This window comes from Streptomyces sp. NPDC005438 (assembly GCF_040606315.1).
Classification (GTDB): Bacteria; Actinomycetota; Actinomycetes; order Streptomycetales; family Streptomycetaceae; genus Streptomyces.
The window spans coordinates 443,050-457,575 of record NZ_JBEXEP010000001.1 but is presented as its reverse complement, the minus strand read 5'-3'; the positions used below and the strand labels follow the sequence as shown (position 1 = coordinate 457,575).

The 14,526-nt window shown below is 71.9% G+C and carries 11 protein-coding genes; 6 read left to right on the top strand and 5 right to left on the bottom strand.

All coding sequences use genetic code 11. From position 1 onward, the window contains the following. Positions 1-73 precede the first annotated feature (73 nt). From ABZT14_RS01820 to ABZT14_RS01805, 4 genes are all read left to right on the top strand, one after another. On the top strand, positions 74-1,438 hold the full coding sequence (locus ABZT14_RS01820; protein WP_356295405.1) for a glutamine synthetase family protein: 1,365 nt from the start codon (positions 74-76) through the stop codon (positions 1,436-1,438). A 41-nt stretch (positions 1,439-1,479) separates the two neighbouring features. Then, positions 1,480-2,856, top strand: coding sequence for an aldehyde dehydrogenase family protein (locus ABZT14_RS01815; RefSeq protein WP_356295402.1), 1,377 nt, complete (start codon positions 1,480-1,482; stop codon positions 2,854-2,856). 6 nt (positions 2,857-2,862) lie between these two features. Continuing rightward, entirely contained in the window at positions 2,863-3,651 is a 789-nt protein-coding gene (locus ABZT14_RS01810; RefSeq protein WP_356295399.1) for a 3-oxoacyl-ACP reductase, read from the top strand. Positions 3,652-3,767: 116 nt separating this feature from the next. Next, on the top strand, positions 3,768-4,238 hold the full coding sequence (locus ABZT14_RS01805) for a VOC family protein (RefSeq protein ID WP_356295396.1): 471 nt from the start codon (positions 3,768-3,770) through the stop codon (positions 4,236-4,238). Positions 4,239-4,281: 43 nt separating this feature from the next. On the opposite strand, the gene ABZT14_RS01800 is transcribed toward ABZT14_RS01805, so the two are convergent. Next, positions 4,282-5,049, bottom strand: coding sequence for a TetR/AcrR family transcriptional regulator (locus ABZT14_RS01800; RefSeq protein WP_356296988.1), 768 nt, complete (start codon positions 5,047-5,049; stop codon positions 4,282-4,284). A 200-nt stretch (positions 5,050-5,249) separates the two neighbouring features. Here ABZT14_RS01800 and ABZT14_RS01795 point away from each other — a divergent pair, with 200 nt between their 5' ends. Further along, entirely contained in the window at positions 5,250-7,484 is a 2,235-nt protein-coding gene (locus ABZT14_RS01795; protein WP_356296985.1) for an excinuclease ABC subunit UvrA, read from the top strand. Positions 7,485-7,507: 23 nt separating this feature from the next. Here ABZT14_RS01795 and ABZT14_RS01790 read toward each other — a convergent pair whose 3' ends face one another. Continuing rightward, entirely contained in the window at positions 7,508-8,218 is a 711-nt protein-coding gene (locus ABZT14_RS01790; protein ID WP_356295393.1) for a TetR/AcrR family transcriptional regulator, read from the bottom strand. 494 nt (positions 8,219-8,712) lie between these two features. On the opposite strand from ABZT14_RS01790, the gene ABZT14_RS01785 reads away from it, so the two are divergent. After that, the gene (locus tag ABZT14_RS01785) at positions 8,713-9,186 is read left to right on the top strand and encodes an ATP-binding protein (RefSeq protein WP_356295390.1); all 474 of its coding nucleotides are present in this window, start codon (positions 8,713-8,715) and stop codon (positions 9,184-9,186) included. A gap of 13 nt (positions 9,187-9,199) precedes the next feature. On the opposite strand, the gene ABZT14_RS01780 is transcribed toward ABZT14_RS01785, so the two are convergent. The 3 genes from ABZT14_RS01780 to ABZT14_RS01770 form a co-directional block, all read right to left on the bottom strand. Continuing rightward, positions 9,200-10,507 carry an acyltransferase gene (locus tag ABZT14_RS01780; protein WP_356295387.1) on the bottom strand — a complete coding sequence of 436 codons (1,308 nt, stop codon included), beginning with the start codon at positions 10,505-10,507 and terminating at the stop codon, positions 9,200-9,202. After that, on the bottom strand, positions 10,504-12,912 hold the full coding sequence (locus tag ABZT14_RS01775; protein WP_356295384.1) for a glycosyltransferase: 2,409 nt from the start codon (positions 12,910-12,912) through the stop codon (positions 10,504-10,506). Before ABZT14_RS01775 ends, ABZT14_RS01780 begins: the two co-directional genes overlap by 4 nt. A 963-nt stretch (positions 12,913-13,875) precedes the next feature. After that, positions 13,876-14,274 carry a VOC family protein gene (locus tag ABZT14_RS01770; RefSeq protein ID WP_356295381.1) on the bottom strand — a complete coding sequence of 133 codons (399 nt, stop codon included), beginning with the start codon at positions 14,272-14,274 and terminating at the stop codon, positions 13,876-13,878. Positions 14,275-14,526 lie beyond the last annotated feature (252 nt).

The window sequence follows — 14,526 nt, the reverse complement described above, 5'->3', positions numbered from 1 at the left end:
CGGCTCGCCCCCTTCCCAAACAATGGTCTCCGGTCATACCTTATGGCTCTGTTGACCTAAGGAGGACTCTCCCGTGGCAGAACGCACTCCCCCACTGCGGGTCGAGGAGCTACGGCGCCGGGTGGCCGACGGTGAGGTGGACACCGTGGTCCTGGCGTTCCCCGACATGCAGGGACGACTCCAGGGCAAGCGGTTCGCGGCGGGCTTCTTCCTCGACCAGGTCCTGGACCACGGTACGGAGGGCTGCGCCTACCTGCTGACCGTGGACACCGAGATGAACACCGTGGACGGCTACGAGGTCACCTCCTGGGACCGTGGCTACGGCGACTTCGAGATGCGCCCCGACCTGGACACCCTCTGCCTCCTCCCCTGGCATCCGGGCACCGCCCTGGTCATGGCCGACCTCGCCTCCACCGGTGGCGAGGCGGTCACCGTCTCCCCCCGGCACGTGCTGCGCCGGCAGCTGGACCGGCTCGCCGAGCGCGGCTACACCGCCCAGGTCGGCACCGAGCTGGAGTTCATCGTCTTCCGGGACTCCTACGAGGAGGCCTGGGACCGTGGCTACCGCGACCTGACCCCGGCCAACCAGTACAACGTCGACTACTCCGTGCTGGGCACCGGCCGGATCGAGCCCCTGCTGCGCCGTATCCGCAACGAGATGGCCGGCGCGGGACTGACCGTGGAGTCGGCCAAGGGCGAGTGCAACCTCGGCCAGCACGAGATCGTGTTCCGCTACCAGGACGCGCTGACCACCTGCGACCAGCACGCGCTGTACAAGACCGGGGCCAAGGAGATCGCCTCCCAGGAGGGGTACGCCCTCACCTTCATGCCCAAGTTCGACCAGCGCGAGGGCAACTCCTGCCACGTCCACCTGTCCCTGGTCGACGCCGGCGGCACCAACGTGATGGCCGGCGACGAGCCGTACGGGATGTCCCCGCTGATGCGCCGCTTCCTGGCCGGACAGCTCGCCGCGCTGCGGGACTTCACCCTGCTGTACGCCCCCAACATCAACTCCTACAAGCGCTTCCAGCCCGGCTCCTTCGCCCCCACCACGGTCGCCTGGGGCCCGGACAACCGCACCTGCGCCCTGCGCACCGTCGGCCACGGGCCGGGCACCCGCTTCGAGAACCGGCTGCCCGGCGGCGACGTCAACCCCTACCTGGCGGTGGCCGGACTGGTCGCGGCCGGGCTGTACGGGGTGGACAACGAGCTGGAGCTGCCCGACCCCTGCGCGGGCAACGCCTACGTCGGCGACCACGCCCAGGTGCCCCACACCCTGCGCGAGGCCGCCGACCTGTGGGCCGCCAGCCCGCTGGCCCGGGAGGTGTTCGGACCCGAGGTGGTCGCCCACTACGAGCGCATGGCCCGGGTCGAGCTGGAGGCCTTCGACGCGGCCGTCACCGACTGGGAACTCCGCCGCACCTTCGAACGCCTCTGAGCCCGCCCCGCACACCCCGCACCAGATCGCGAGGAACTCCCTTGTCGACCTCAGAACCCACGCTGCACGAGGTGCGCAACCCCGCCACCGAGGAGATCATCGCCACCGTCCAGGCCACCCCGCCCGAGGCGGTGGACCGCGCGGTCACCCGGGCCGCCGGGGCGCAGCGCCGGTGGGCCGCCCTGGCCCCCGCCGACCGGGCCCGGTTGCTGCGCCGGTTCGCCGCCGTGGTCGACGACCACGTCGAGGAGCTGGCCGGACTGGAGGTGCGGGAGGCCGGCCACCTGCCGGGCAACGCCCGGGGGGAGGCGGGCAACGTCCGCGACCTGCTGGAGTACGCGGCCGGCGGGGTGGAGCGGCTGAACGGCCGGCAGATCCCGGTCAGCGGAGGGTGGAACGTCACCCTGCTCGAACCGCTGGGCGTGGTGGGGGTGATCGCCCCCTGGAACTTCCCGATGCCGATCGCCGGTTGGGGCCTGGCCCCCGCCCTGGCGGCCGGCAACGCCGTACTCCTCAAGCCCGCCGAGACGACCCCGCTGACCGCGCTGCGGCTGGCCGAACTCGCCCTGGACGCCGGGCTGCCCGAGGACCTGTTCCAGGTGCTGCCCGGGGCGGGGTCCACCGTGGGCGAGGCGCTGGTGGGCCACCCCGGGGTGGCCAAGATCGTGTTCACCGGCTCCACCCGGGTCGGCAAGCGCGTCATGGCGCGCTGCGCGGAGCGGGTGAAGCGGGTGACCCTGGAGCTGGGCGGCAAGAGCCCCAACATCGTGTTCGCCGACGCCGACCTGGAGCGGGCGGCGGCGGCCACCCCGATGTCCTTCCTGGACAACGCCGGCCAGGACTGCTGCGCCCGCACCCGGGTGTTGGTGCAGCGCTCGGTCCACGACCGGTTCCTGGAGGCGTTGGCCCCGCATCTGGAGTCGGTGGTGGTCGGCGACCCGGCGCGGGAGGGCACCCAGATGGGCCCGCTGATCTCGGCCGCCCAGCGGGACCGGGTCCGCGCCCTGGTCGGCGACGGTCACCAGGGCATCCGGGGCACCGCCCCCACCGGGCCGGGCTACTGGTTCCCGCCCACGGTGCTCACCGGGGTGGCCGAGAACGACCCGGTGGCCGTGGAGGAGGTGTTCGGGCCGGTGGCCGTGGTGCTGCCCTTCGAGGACGAGGAGGACGCGGTACGGCTGGCCAACGCCACCGAGTACGGCCTGTCCGGCTCGATCTGGACCCGCGACATGGGCCGGGCGCTGCGGGTGTCCGGTGCCGTCGCGGCCGGCAACCTGTCCGTCAACTCACACAGCAGCGTCCGCTACTCGACCCCGTTCGGCGGCTTCAAACAGTCCGGCCTGGGCCGGGAGTTGGGGCCCGACGCCCTGTCCGCCTTCACCGAGACCAAGAACGTCTTCCTCAGCACGGAGGGATGAGCACCCATGACCGACAGCGTGACCCCGGTCTGCCGGCGTCTGCCCGGACGTACCGCCGTGATCACCGGTGCCGGCAGCGGGATCGGCCTGGCCACCGCCCGCCGGCTGGCGTCGGAGGGGGCGCACGTGGTGTGCGCCGACATCGACGAGAGCGCCGGCAAGGCCGCGGCCGAGGAGGTCGACGGGCTGTTCGTGGCGGTGGACGTCACCGACCCCCAGCAGGTCGAGGACCTGTTCCGGGTGGCCCAGGAGACCTACGGGTCGGTGGACGTCGCCTTCAACAACGCGGGCGTCTCGCCCCCCGAGGACGACTCCATCCTCACCACCGACCTGGACACCTGGCGGCGGGTCCAGGAGGTCAACCTCACCTCGGTGTACCTGTGCTGCAAGGCGGCGCTGCCCCACATGCGGCGTCAGGGCCGGGGTTCCATCATCAACACCGCCTCCTTCGTGGCCGTGATGGGGGCGGCGACCAGCCAGATCTCGTACACCGCCTCCAAGGGCGGGGTGCTGGCCCTCTCCAGGGAGCTGGGCGTGCAGTTCGCCCGGGAGGGGATCCGGGTGAACGCGCTGTGCCCGGGGCCGGTCAACACCCCGCTGCTGAAGGAGCTGTTCGCCAAGGACCCGGAGCGGGCCGCCCGGCGGCTGGTGCACGTACCGGTGGGGCGGTTCGCCGAGGCGGAGGAGATCGCGGCGGCGGTGGCCTTCCTCGCCAGTGACGACGCCTCCTTCGTCAACGCGGCGGAGTTCCTGGTCGACGGGGGCATCGCCGGGGCGTACGTCACCCCGCTGTAGGGCCGGCCCGCCCGTGCCGGAGGCCGTCGGGAACGTGTCAGGCAAGCGCCGATGAGTTCCCGGCGGCCGGCCCGTCTACCCCTTCGACAGCGGACACCCTGGCGAAGGAGCGGGTCATGCAGAAGATCACGACCAATCTGTGGTTCGACACCGAGGCCGAGGAGGCGGCGAGGTTCTACGCGTCGGTCTTCCCGAACTCCCGGGTGGTGGAGGTGACCCACTACGGGGAGGCCGGTCCGCGTGAGCCGGGCACCGTGATGACGGTGGTGTTCGAGCTGGCTGGACAGCGGTTCGTGGGCATCAACGGCGGGCCGGAGTTCCCGTTCAACGAGGCCGTGTCGCTGGAGGTCTCCTGCGCGGACCAGGAGGAGGTGGACCGGATGTGGGAGTCGCTGGGGGCGGACGGCGAGTGGGGCCCCTGCGGCTGGTTGAAGGACCGGTACGGGCTGTCCTGGCAGATCGTCCCCGACCGGCTGAACGAACTGATCGCCGACCCGGACCGGGAGAAGTCCCAGCGAGTGATGGCGGCGATGCTGAAGATGCACAAGATCGAGGTGGCCGAACTGGAGGCGGCGGCGGCCGGCTGACCGCGCCGACCGGCCCGGACGCGGCCGACGACCGGACCCGGGACTACCGCCGGGCCCGCTCGGTGCCGATCGCGCTCTCCACCCCGTCCAGCAGGACGCCCAGCCCCGCGGCGAAGGTCTCGTTGGCGCGGTTCTCCAGGTAGGGGACGCTCTCGTCCTGGGGCGGCCCGGTCTCGCTCTCGATCCAGCCGATCTGGGGGAACCGCTGGTCGAAGTCCGGCACCAGTTCGGCGAGCATCGGCGAGCGGCCGTACCACCAGTCGTCGTCACTCAGCCCGGACTCGGCGGCGGCCTGCCGGGCCTCGGCCACCACGCTGGCCGAGCCGCGTACGAAGTCCATCAGCGCGCTGACCACCGCGCGCAGCCGCCCCGGGGGCAGGCCCGTCTCCCGGAGCACGGTCACCAGGGTGTTCATCAGCCGGAACTCGCCGGGGCCCAGGACGGGACGGGCGGTGGACACCTGGAGGGTCCAGGGGTGCCGCAGGTAGAAGGCCCGCAGGTCCTCGGCCCAGCGCACCAGGGCGGGCCGCCAGCCGTCCGACAGCGGGTAGTGGTCGGGGAGTTGGCCCAGGGCGCGGTCGTACATCAGGTCCACCAGCTCGTCCTTGCCGGGAACGTAGGTGTACAGGGCCATGGCGCTGCGGCCGAGGCGTTCCCCGACGGCACGCATGGAGACCGCGCCCATGCCCCGGGCGTCGGCCAGCTCGATGGCGGCGGCCACCACCGCGTCCACGCTCAGGGCGGGTCGGCGTCCCGGTCGGCCGGCCGGTGGCGGGTCCTCGGGGCCACTTCCCCGCCACAGCAGGGACATGGATCTGCGGGGGTCGCCCTGCCCCGCGAAGATCACCGCTGGTGGCACTTGTGACTCCTCTCCGACCTCGCCTACGCTCTGGCCGTCAATTCCTTACGCTGTAATCAATTCCCTCGCCTCGACCACCGCCAGGCAGGAGCGCGATGTCCGCCGATCCTCTCAGCCCCTCCCGCGAAGCCCACACCGCCGACAGCCACCAGATGATCGAGGTCCGGGGCGCCCGGGAGAACAACCTCACCGGAATCGACCTGGACATCCCCAAGCGCCGGCTCACCGTCTTCACCGGGGTGTCCGGCTCGGGCAAGTCCTCCCTGGTGTTCGGCACCGTCGCCGCCGAGTCCCAGCGGCTGATCAACGAGACCTACACCGCCTTCCTCCAGTCCTTCATGCCCAACCTGGCCCGGCCCGAGGTGGACGCCCTGCGCAACCTGTCCGCCGCGATCGTGGTCGACCAGGAACGGATGGGCGCCAACTCCCGCTCCACCGTGGGCACCGCCACCGACGCCCAGGCGATGCTGCGCATCGTCTTCAGCCGCCTGGGCACCCCCCGGCTGGGCGCCTCCAAGGCGTTCAGCTTCAACCTGCCGGACGGCATGTGCCCCGAGTGCGAGGGACTGGGCCGCTCCACCGACATCGACCTGGACCAACTCGTCGACCGCGAGCGCTCGTTGAACGAGGGCGCGATCACCGTCCCCCAGTTCCAGGTGGACTCCTGGTACTGGCAGGTGATGGCCCGCTCCGGGCTCTACGACCCGGACACCCCACTACGCGACTTCACCGAACGGCAGTGGCACGACCTGCTGCACAAGCCCCTCACCAAGATCCGGGTCGGCACCAGCAACCTCAGCTACGAGGGCCTGTTGGTCAAGGTGCGCCGGCTGTTCCTCGCCAAGGACCGCGAGGCCCTGCAACCCCACCTCCGCGCCTTCGTCGACCGCGCCGTGGTGTTCGGCCCCTGCCCCGCCTGCCACGGCACCCGCCTCAACGAGGCTGCCCGCTCCAGCAGGATCGACGGCCACCACATCGCCGACTGCTCCGCCATGCAGCTCACCGACCTCGCCGCCTTCCTCCGCGACGTCCACGACCCCTCGGTGGGCCCCCTGCTGGACACCCTCCGCGACACCGTGGACCAGCTGATCGAGATCGGCCTCGGCTACCTCAGCCTGGACCGCGACTCCGGGAGCCTGTCCGGGGGCGAGGCCCAGCGGGTGAAGATGGTGCGGCACCTGGGGTCCAGCCTCACCGACGTGACGTACGTGTTCGACGAACCCACCGTCGGCCTGCACCCCCACGACATCCAGCGGATGAACCGGCTGCTGCTGAACCTGCGGGACAAGGGCAACACCGTCCTGGTCGTCGAGCACAAGCCGGAGACCATCGCCATCGCCGACCACGTGGTCGACCTCGGCCCCGGAGCCGGCGGCGACGGCGGGCGGCTGTGCTACGCCGGGGACGTGGCCGGGCTGCGCGCCTCCGACAGCCTCACCGGACGCCACCTGGACCACCGGGTACGGCTACGGGAGCGGCCCCGGCACCCCACCGGCACCCTGTCCGTACGGGGCGCCGACCTGCACAACCTCAAGGGGGTGGACGTCGACGTCCCCCTGGGGGTGCTGACCGTGGTCACCGGGGTGGCCGGCTCCGGCAAGAGTTCGCTGATCCACGGGTCGCTGCCCGGCCGGGAGGGGGTGGTGGTGGCCGACCAGTCGCCGATCAGGGGTTCCCGCCGCAGCAACCCGGCGACCTACACCGGGCTGCTGGACGCCGTCCGTACCGCCTTCGCCAAGGCCAACGGGGTCCGGTCCTCGCTGTTCAGCCCCAACTCGGCCGGCGCCTGCCCGCAGTGCAGGGGCATCGGCATGGTCTACACCGACCTGGCGATGATGGCCGGGGTGGCCTCGGTCTGCGACGAGTGCGAGGGGCGGCGGTTCACCGACGAGGTGCTCCGCTACACCCTGCGGGGACGGAACATCCACCAGGTGCTGTCCATGTCGGTGGCCCAGGCCCTGGACTTCTTCGACCGGGGGCAGGCCCACCGCGTCCTGTCCCGGCTGCACGACGTGGGCCTGGGTTACCTGCGCCTGGGGCAGCCGCTGACCACCCTGTCGGGAGGCGAGCGGCAACGGCTGAAGCTGGCCCTGCACATGGCCCGGCCGGCGAGCACCTACGTGCTGGACGAGCCGACCAGCGGGCTCCACCTGGCCGACGTGGACCAGCTGTTGGGGTTGCTGGACCGACTGATCGACGACGGCAACTCGGTGATCGTCATCGAGCACCACCAGGCGGTGATGGCGCACGCCGACTGGATCATCGACATGGGCCCCGGGGGCGGCCACGACGGCGGCCAGGTGGTGTTCACCGGCACCCCGGCGGAACTGGTCGAGCGGGGCGACACCCTCACCGCCCGGCACCTGCGGGAGTACCTGAGCCCCTGAGCCCCGGCACCGCTCGGCACCGCTCAGCGCGCGGGGACGGAGGCGTCCAGCCGATGGGCGGCCGAGGGGTCGATGTGCCCGAGGGCGGCCAGGGCGAAGCGGGTGGCGAACTCCCCGGCCTCGGCCAGGTCCGCCCCCTCGGCGTCCAGCGAGCGGCGGCAGCCCTCCACGGTGGCGCCGATCAGCATCGAGGCGCACAGGTCGGCGCTCCAGCCCCAGGGGCCGTCGGTCCGGTGCTCGGTGAACAGCCGGATGTGGCGGGCGAGTTCCCCCCGGACGGTGGCGATCAGCCGTTCCCGGGCGTCGACCGCGGCGCCGGTGGCCTGCCGTCCGAACAGCAGCAGGAAGTGGGCGGGGTGTTCGGCGACGTAGCGGAAGAAGTCGGCCATGCCCGCCCGCACCTGGTCCTCCAGGGAGAGTTCGGTGGCCGAGGCGTAGGCGGCGAACAGGAAGCGGATGAGAGTGTCGGCGGCACGGTCCACGCACCGCTGGTAGAGCGCCTCCTTGCCCTCGAAGTGGGCGTAGAGGGTGGGCTTGGTGGTGCCGGCCCGCTCGGCGAGAGCCACCATGGTCGCCCGCTGGAACCCGACCTGCGAGAACACCTCCGACGCCCCGTCCAGCAACTGGTCGTCGGTGGGGCGGTGGGTGGTCGGACGGTGACCGGCCGGGGACCGTCCGTGGAGGGTCACGCGGGGGTCACCGTCGGGCAGGCGGGATGTCGCGGATTGGGCCATGAACCCCACTTTACTTACGAGTAAACAGCCGCTAGGTTCCAGACTCACCAGTAGCGCTGGGGTGTGTGGTCGGGATCGTGAAAGGCCGGTGAGCGCGTTCTGGTGCCGTGCGCCGAGGCACGGAGCAAGGCGGAGGAGGAGTCCGGTGCGAGGCACCGGCGACCCCGACCGCCACAGCGACGACGCGGCGAGGCACGGCACCGGGAGCACACGGGCCTCTCGCTGATCCGCACGCACACCCCGGGTGTCGGGCCACCGCCGCCCACCACCAGGGGGACGACGGTGACCCCGCCCCGTCCCCACTCCCCGACCGGCCTCCCGCACGGGAGAACCGGTCACCCCCAGGAGCCGCCATGCTGCCGCCCCTACTCAACGGCGTGGTCCGGTGCGTGCCCCCAACCTCCGCAACCCCGGGGAACTTCGAACCGCTCACCGCCCGACCCCACACCACCGGCCCCGTCACGCCGGCCACCGCTCCCCCCGAGGTGGCCCCCGTGACCGGTGGCCCTTCCCGGCAGCACCGGGCCGCCTCCGCGCCCGGCCCGCCGCTCCTCGCGGTGTCCCCTCCCCCGTCGACGCCCCCGGCCCGTACCGCCGGACCCTGGCCGCTCCCGAACGCCCCGGAGTGCTGCGCCCAGGTGCGCGGCAACGTACGGGAGACGCTCACCCTCTGGGGTTTGGCCGACCTCATCCCCCAGGCGGAGTTGCTGGCCAACGAGTTGGCGGCGAACGCCGTACGGCACGGCCGGGACCCGATACGGCTCACCCTGGCGCTGGACGACGACGGCACCCTGCGCTGCCTGGTGGACGACGGTTCCGTCCTGCTGCCCCGGCCCCGACGGGCCGCGGAGGAGGACGAGGGGGGCCGGGGGTTGGCCCTGGTCGCCCTGCTGGCCAGCCGTTGGGGGGCGGAGCGCTCCCCCAACGGCAAGACCGTCTGGTACGAGTTGGGGCCCGGGTCCCGCTGACCCCTCGTACGGTTCAGCGGGTGGCCGGCTCCGGCCGGGTCCGGGTACCGGCCCCTGCCCCGGCCTGGGGTTCCGTCTCCGCCGCGCCCTCCGGCTCGGGGTAGAAGTCCCGACGGCTGCCGTCGGAGTTCCGCAACCTGCCCAGCAGGCTGGCCGGGTACTCCACGAGCCAGTAGCTGCACGTGGCCAGGGGCAGCGCCACCAGCAGCACGATCAGCACCGCCCAGGGGAAGCCGGACTGGCTGGCCGGCAGCAGCCCGAACTTGTCCAGCTCCAGCATCACCGGCTCGTGCCAGATGTAGAGGCTGTAGCTGACCAGTCCGACCGCGGTGATCCACCTGCGGCTCAGCGCCGACGCCCAACGGCCCTTGTAGTTGGTGTGCAGGGTCGCGTAGAGCAGCACCATCCACAGCGCCGAGGACAGCGGGTGGAAGTAGGTGGCCGCGAAGTTCTCCGGCGCGGTGTGGTACGAGAGCGCGTAGACCAGCACCAGGGGGATCACCCGCAGCACGATCGCCGGCCCCCGGCTCAGCCTGCCCCGTTCCTTGAGGGCGACCGTGGCCACGGCCAGCGCCATGCCTGCGGCGAAGCCCCCGTAGCGGGCCTGGGGTCCGAAGTAGACCGGCCACTCGGTGTGCGGGACGTGCATCCCGTAGTGGGCCACGCTGATCCACACCAGCGGCAGCAGGTACAGCAGGGCGCAGCCCACCAGGCAGAGGGCCACCCGGGAGGTGCGGCGGCGCAGCGGCCGGCACAGCCGGGCGGCCAGGGGGCCCAGCAGCACCAGCGACAGGTAGAAGATCACTTCCAGGGAGAGCGACCAGGTGGGGCCGATGGTGTAGAAGATCTGCTCCTTGCTCAACACCTGGGTGAAGGTGAGGTGTTGGAACAGGTCCAGCCAGTTGCCCGGCAGGGTGGGGTTGCGCAGCGCCCAGACCAGGAGCACGGCCAGGAAGTACAGCGGGACGATGCGGATCATCCGGCGGTACAGGAACGCCCCGGCCGGCCGGGTCCGCTTCCCGTCGATGGCCGCCCTGGCGTAGGAGATCGTCAGCAGGTAGGCGGACATCACGAAGAACAGGTCGATGACCTCCAGGGAGATCAGCCCGCCCAGGAAGGGGTTGTCCACCGGGGGGTGGGCGCCCTCCGCGTCGTAGCGGTAGTACTGCTGCCACACGTGGAAGACCACCGTGCTGAGCGCCGCCAGCCCACGGAAGCCCTCCAGTTCCCGGGTACGGGTGCGCGGTGGGGCGCCCTCGGGGGGCAGTCCGGGCGTACCCCTCTTGGCGGGGCGCTGGGTGGGGGTCGTGTCGCGGCTCACTCGCCGGCCCCCGTTCCCCCCGGCCGTCCACCGCGCTGGCCCGGCAGCGAGCCGGTGGTCTCCGGTACCGGTGACCTCTGGGCGGCGGCCCTCGGGGTCACCCGCCACTGCCGTTCGCCCAGCGCCTCCTTGAGGCAGGCCTGACGGGCCAGGATGTTCTTGAAGTGGGTGTAGAACACGGTCGAGGTCAGCAGGTACGCCCAGAACCAGGAGCGCCGCCGGCGTATCTCGGGGGCGGCCAGCCGCCAGGCGAAGATCGCCTGTATCACCCCGGCGGACAGCGTGAACAGCGCCGCCAGCAGGCACAGCGGCACCGCCCAGTCCATCTGGGTCACGCCACCGGAAGCCCATATCGCGTACAGGATCACCGGCAGGATCTGGAGGGTCAGCCACGGCTGCGCCTCGCGCCAGCCCAGCAGCACCAGCAGGCCCAGCTTCTGGCGTCGGGTGAACACCGGGGACCGCAGCGTCCGCCACAGGTGCTTGACCGAGACCTGGAGCCAGCCCTGCGCCCAGCGGGACCGCTGGTTCCACAGGGCGCGCAGCCCGGTGGGGGCCAACTCCCGGGAGATCAGGGTGCGGTCGACGGTGAACCGGGCGCCGTGGCGCAGCGCCCGCAGGGTGGAGTCGATGTCCTCGGTGAGCATCGAGCCGTGCATCCGGGTGCGGGCCAGCAGGTCGGTGCGCCAGAAGCCGTTGGAGCCGCCGAACACCCCGAAGCCGTACAGCCGGGTGCGGCCGGGGTGGCTGACCGCGTAGATCGCCTCGAACTCCACCGCGACCATCCGGGCCACCCAGGAGCTTCCGCCGTTACGGACCAGGCAGTGGCCCTGGACCACGTCGTAGCCGTTGGACAGCCAGTCCCAGGCGCGCCGGAAGGCGTCCGGGCGGGGGTGGTGGTCGGCGTCGAAGATGCCGACGAACTCGCCGCGCACCCCGGAGACGGCGGCGTTGACGTTCTGCGCCTTGGAGGTGCTGCCGTCGACCGGCAGCAGCACCAGTCGCCGGTCCCGGGCGGCCATCTCCCGCAGGGTGTCCTCCACCGGCAGGGGGTGGGGGGTGTTGTAGGCGAGCACGATCTCCAACTGCCCCGGGTAGTCCAGCCGGAGGAAGGACTCCACGGTGTCGACGATGGTGGCCGCCTCGTTCGGCAGGTAGGCGGCGATGACCGCGCTGGCCGGTGGGTAGGGGCTGCCGGGTTTCTCCGGCCGGCTGGGCGCGTCCAGCGCGTACATGCACTCCAGCACGATCAGCACCGCCGACAGCAGCAGCCCGCCGACCACCACCCAGTACATGTACGAGCCCAACGGGATGCCCAGCTGGCCGAGTTGGAGGTAGACCGCCAGCGGCACGCCGACCCCCAGGGCCAGCACCACCAGGGGCGACAGGGCCGACAGCAGGGCCCGGACGGCGACCCCCAGCCGGTTGCGGCGCGGCCCGGTGCCGCGCATCCACGACTCGTACCGCACCGGCCGCAGGTCCTGGAGGCTGAGCGCCTGTTCCACGGCCACCCGGGCCCTGTCCAACGCCTGCCGCTGGCCCGCGCACTCGGCCAACGGCAGCCAGCCGACGACCGGGGTGAGCCGTACGTTCTCGTCGGCGACCACGAACCGGGTACCGCCCACGGTGTGGGCGAACTTCTCCAGGATGCCCCGGGCCTCCTCCTCCTGGGTGGCCGGCATCAGCATCAGCAGGTGGCCGTCCTCGTCCCAGCCCAGCCGGTCGCAGTGGGCGCCCAACTCCATGGCCACGGCGGCCAGTCGTTCCGCGACCTCCCGCCGCAGGTGGGTGCCCAGCCGGGACTCCAGGGCCCTCATCTCGGCCACGCCCACCATGGCCACCACCCCGGGGCGGCGGCCCTGGGCGGGGCGGTGCAGTTCCCGGTCCAGTTCGTCACGGAAGTGCAGCGGCGAGTGGAGTCCGGTACGCGGGTCGAGCGGCAGCTCGTCCACCGGCATCGCGACCCGGCGCAGCCGGGCCGCTATCCGGGCGCCCAGTTCCAGGGGCGCCGCCTGGTCCGGTACGCAGTCGTCGGCGCCCCTGCGCAGCAACTCGGCCACCTCGGCGGGCTGTTGCTGCGGGGTGACCATCACCAGCGGCAGGGTGCGGCCGACGCTGGTGGAGCGGACCTCGTGGATGACGTCCGGCCCCAGGGGCTGCTCGTCGAGCGCGACCACCGCCTCGGGGGTGGCCTGCTCGATCACCGGGGCGGCGGCGCCCGGCTCGGCGTGGCCCACCCGGTGTCCGGTGGACCGCAGTACGTGGACCAGCCAGTCCAGCCGGGGGCCGGGGTAGCCGACGGCGAGGACCCGTGCCTGGGGGGCGGGCGCGGGGCGCGAGGGGTCTTCGGGGGTGGGGGATCGGTGGGTGGCGGGGGTGGTGGGGGGAAGGTGCGAAACGAGCACCGGGGTTCCTTCCTCGGTACGTGACCGCCGGGGTACCGGATCGCCACCGGCCCGGCACACACGGCGACGACCCCGGGCCGCACCGGACCCACGGCGTGGGGGCGCCGTGTATCCGCGAGGTGCTGACCGGGTCGCTCGTGGTGAGGGGGTGGGGGTGGCCGGTACCCGGATGGTCCGGGGGTTGGGGGTGGGTCTCGGCGGCCGGACAGCCAGGGGACACCCCGTGGTCGGCGCCCCGAGGGGATGACGGGGGACGGGGCGCGGTGATCCGGGGCGGGCGGTCCGGTCGGAGAGTGGGGGCGGGTGCCCGGGGGCCTTCGGGTCACGGCCGGACTCGCGCGCCCCGGCCCCGTGCTACGCCGCCGGGACCGCGCGCCGCTCCGACGTGACCCCTGGGGGACGCCCTAGCAGCTCAGGGGCGATCTTCGGCAGTGCCGCGACAGAAGGAGGGGCACGGTGCCGAGGGTCCGACCCCGCCCGGGACGCTGCCGGCCAAGGCGGTGCTGCTCCTGTTCCAGCGGACTGGTCATCTCTGGTGGGTCCCATCCTGGGTCTGATCGTGAGGGGTTCACAGGCCCCGACCGTGGTGGCCGATCCGGTGTCCCGTGTCAGCCTTTCACCACAGCCTCAGCGAACACTGTGACATCGGGCCGTCCTTGGAGTAACACACTCATTAAGACGTCTGCGCTCTCCACCGGGACCCTTTGCCACTCGTTCACAGGTCCGGCACCGCTTTGGTTGAATCTTCGCCGAAAAGCGAATGGGGAATGGCGGACCACCGCACGCCGAACACCCCCGCACCCCTTCTCACCTTTCCCTCACACGCGGAACTCCCGCCCGCGCGAAGGGTTTTTCTCGGCGCGGGCGGGAGAGGGGGACCAGGAAACCGGAAGACCGGGACGAAGGCGTCGGGAAGGAGGAAGGACGGGGGAATCCACCGCCCTTCGGGCACCGACCCGTACCTCACATCTGGGACATGTCCATGTGGACCACTTCCCAGATGTGACCGTCCAGGTCAGTGAAGGAACGCCCGTACATCGGCCCCTCCTCCATGGTCTCGCCGTGCGTCTTCCCACCCGCGGCGATCGCCGAGTCCACCAGTCCGTCGACCTGCTGACGGCTTTCCGCCCCCAGGCACAACAACATCTGGGCGGTCCGCGCGGTGTCGGGGATGTCCTTCTTGCTGAAACCCTGGAAGAAGGGCTCGGTCAACAGCATGGCGTAGACGGTGTCGTTGAACACCACACAGCTGGCGTTCTCGTCGGAGAACTCGGGGTTCTTGGAGTACCCCAGTTTCTCGAAGAATGCGGTGGACGCGGCGAGGTCCTTAACGGGCAGGTTCACGAAGATCATGCTGGCCATGACGGTTGCCTCTTTCCAGCCCCTGGGGAAGGGGTTTGTCGTGGATGGTGAGGATGCGTACACCGGGTCAGACGGAACCGGCACCGGAAACTCATCGCCCCCCGCCGGGAAAGTTGCCGGAGGCCCCGCCCCGGGCCGCCCGGCGGCACCCGTACGCCCCCGTCGGCGACCCCACCGCCCCGGCCGGACGTGGCGCAGTGCGGGTGCACAGGGGGACGCACGCGGGGACACCGTGGGCGAGCCTCGCGGTGA

Excerpts from the sequence above, each read along its gene's own strand:
- ABZT14_RS01805 (WP_356295396.1), top strand. The coding sequence starts at position 3,768 with ATGCAGAAGATCACGACCAATCTGTGGTTCGACACCGAGGCCGAGGAG.
- ABZT14_RS01810 (WP_356295399.1), top strand. The coding sequence starts at position 2,863 with ATGACCGACAGCGTGACCCCGGTCTGCCGGCGTCTGCCCGGACGTACC.
- ABZT14_RS01770 (WP_356295381.1), bottom strand. The coding sequence starts at position 14,274 with ATGGCCAGCATGATCTTCGTGAACCTGCCCGTTAAGGACCTCGCCGCG.
- ABZT14_RS01795 (WP_356296985.1), top strand. The coding sequence starts at position 5,250 with ATGATCGAGGTCCGGGGCGCCCGGGAGAACAACCTCACCGGAATCGAC.
- ABZT14_RS01800 (WP_356296988.1), bottom strand. The coding sequence starts at position 5,049 with ATGTCCCTGCTGTGGCGGGGAAGTGGCCCCGAGGACCCGCCACCGGCC.
- ABZT14_RS01790 (WP_356295393.1), bottom strand. The coding sequence starts at position 8,218 with ATGGCCCAATCCGCGACATCCCGCCTGCCCGACGGTGACCCCCGCGTG.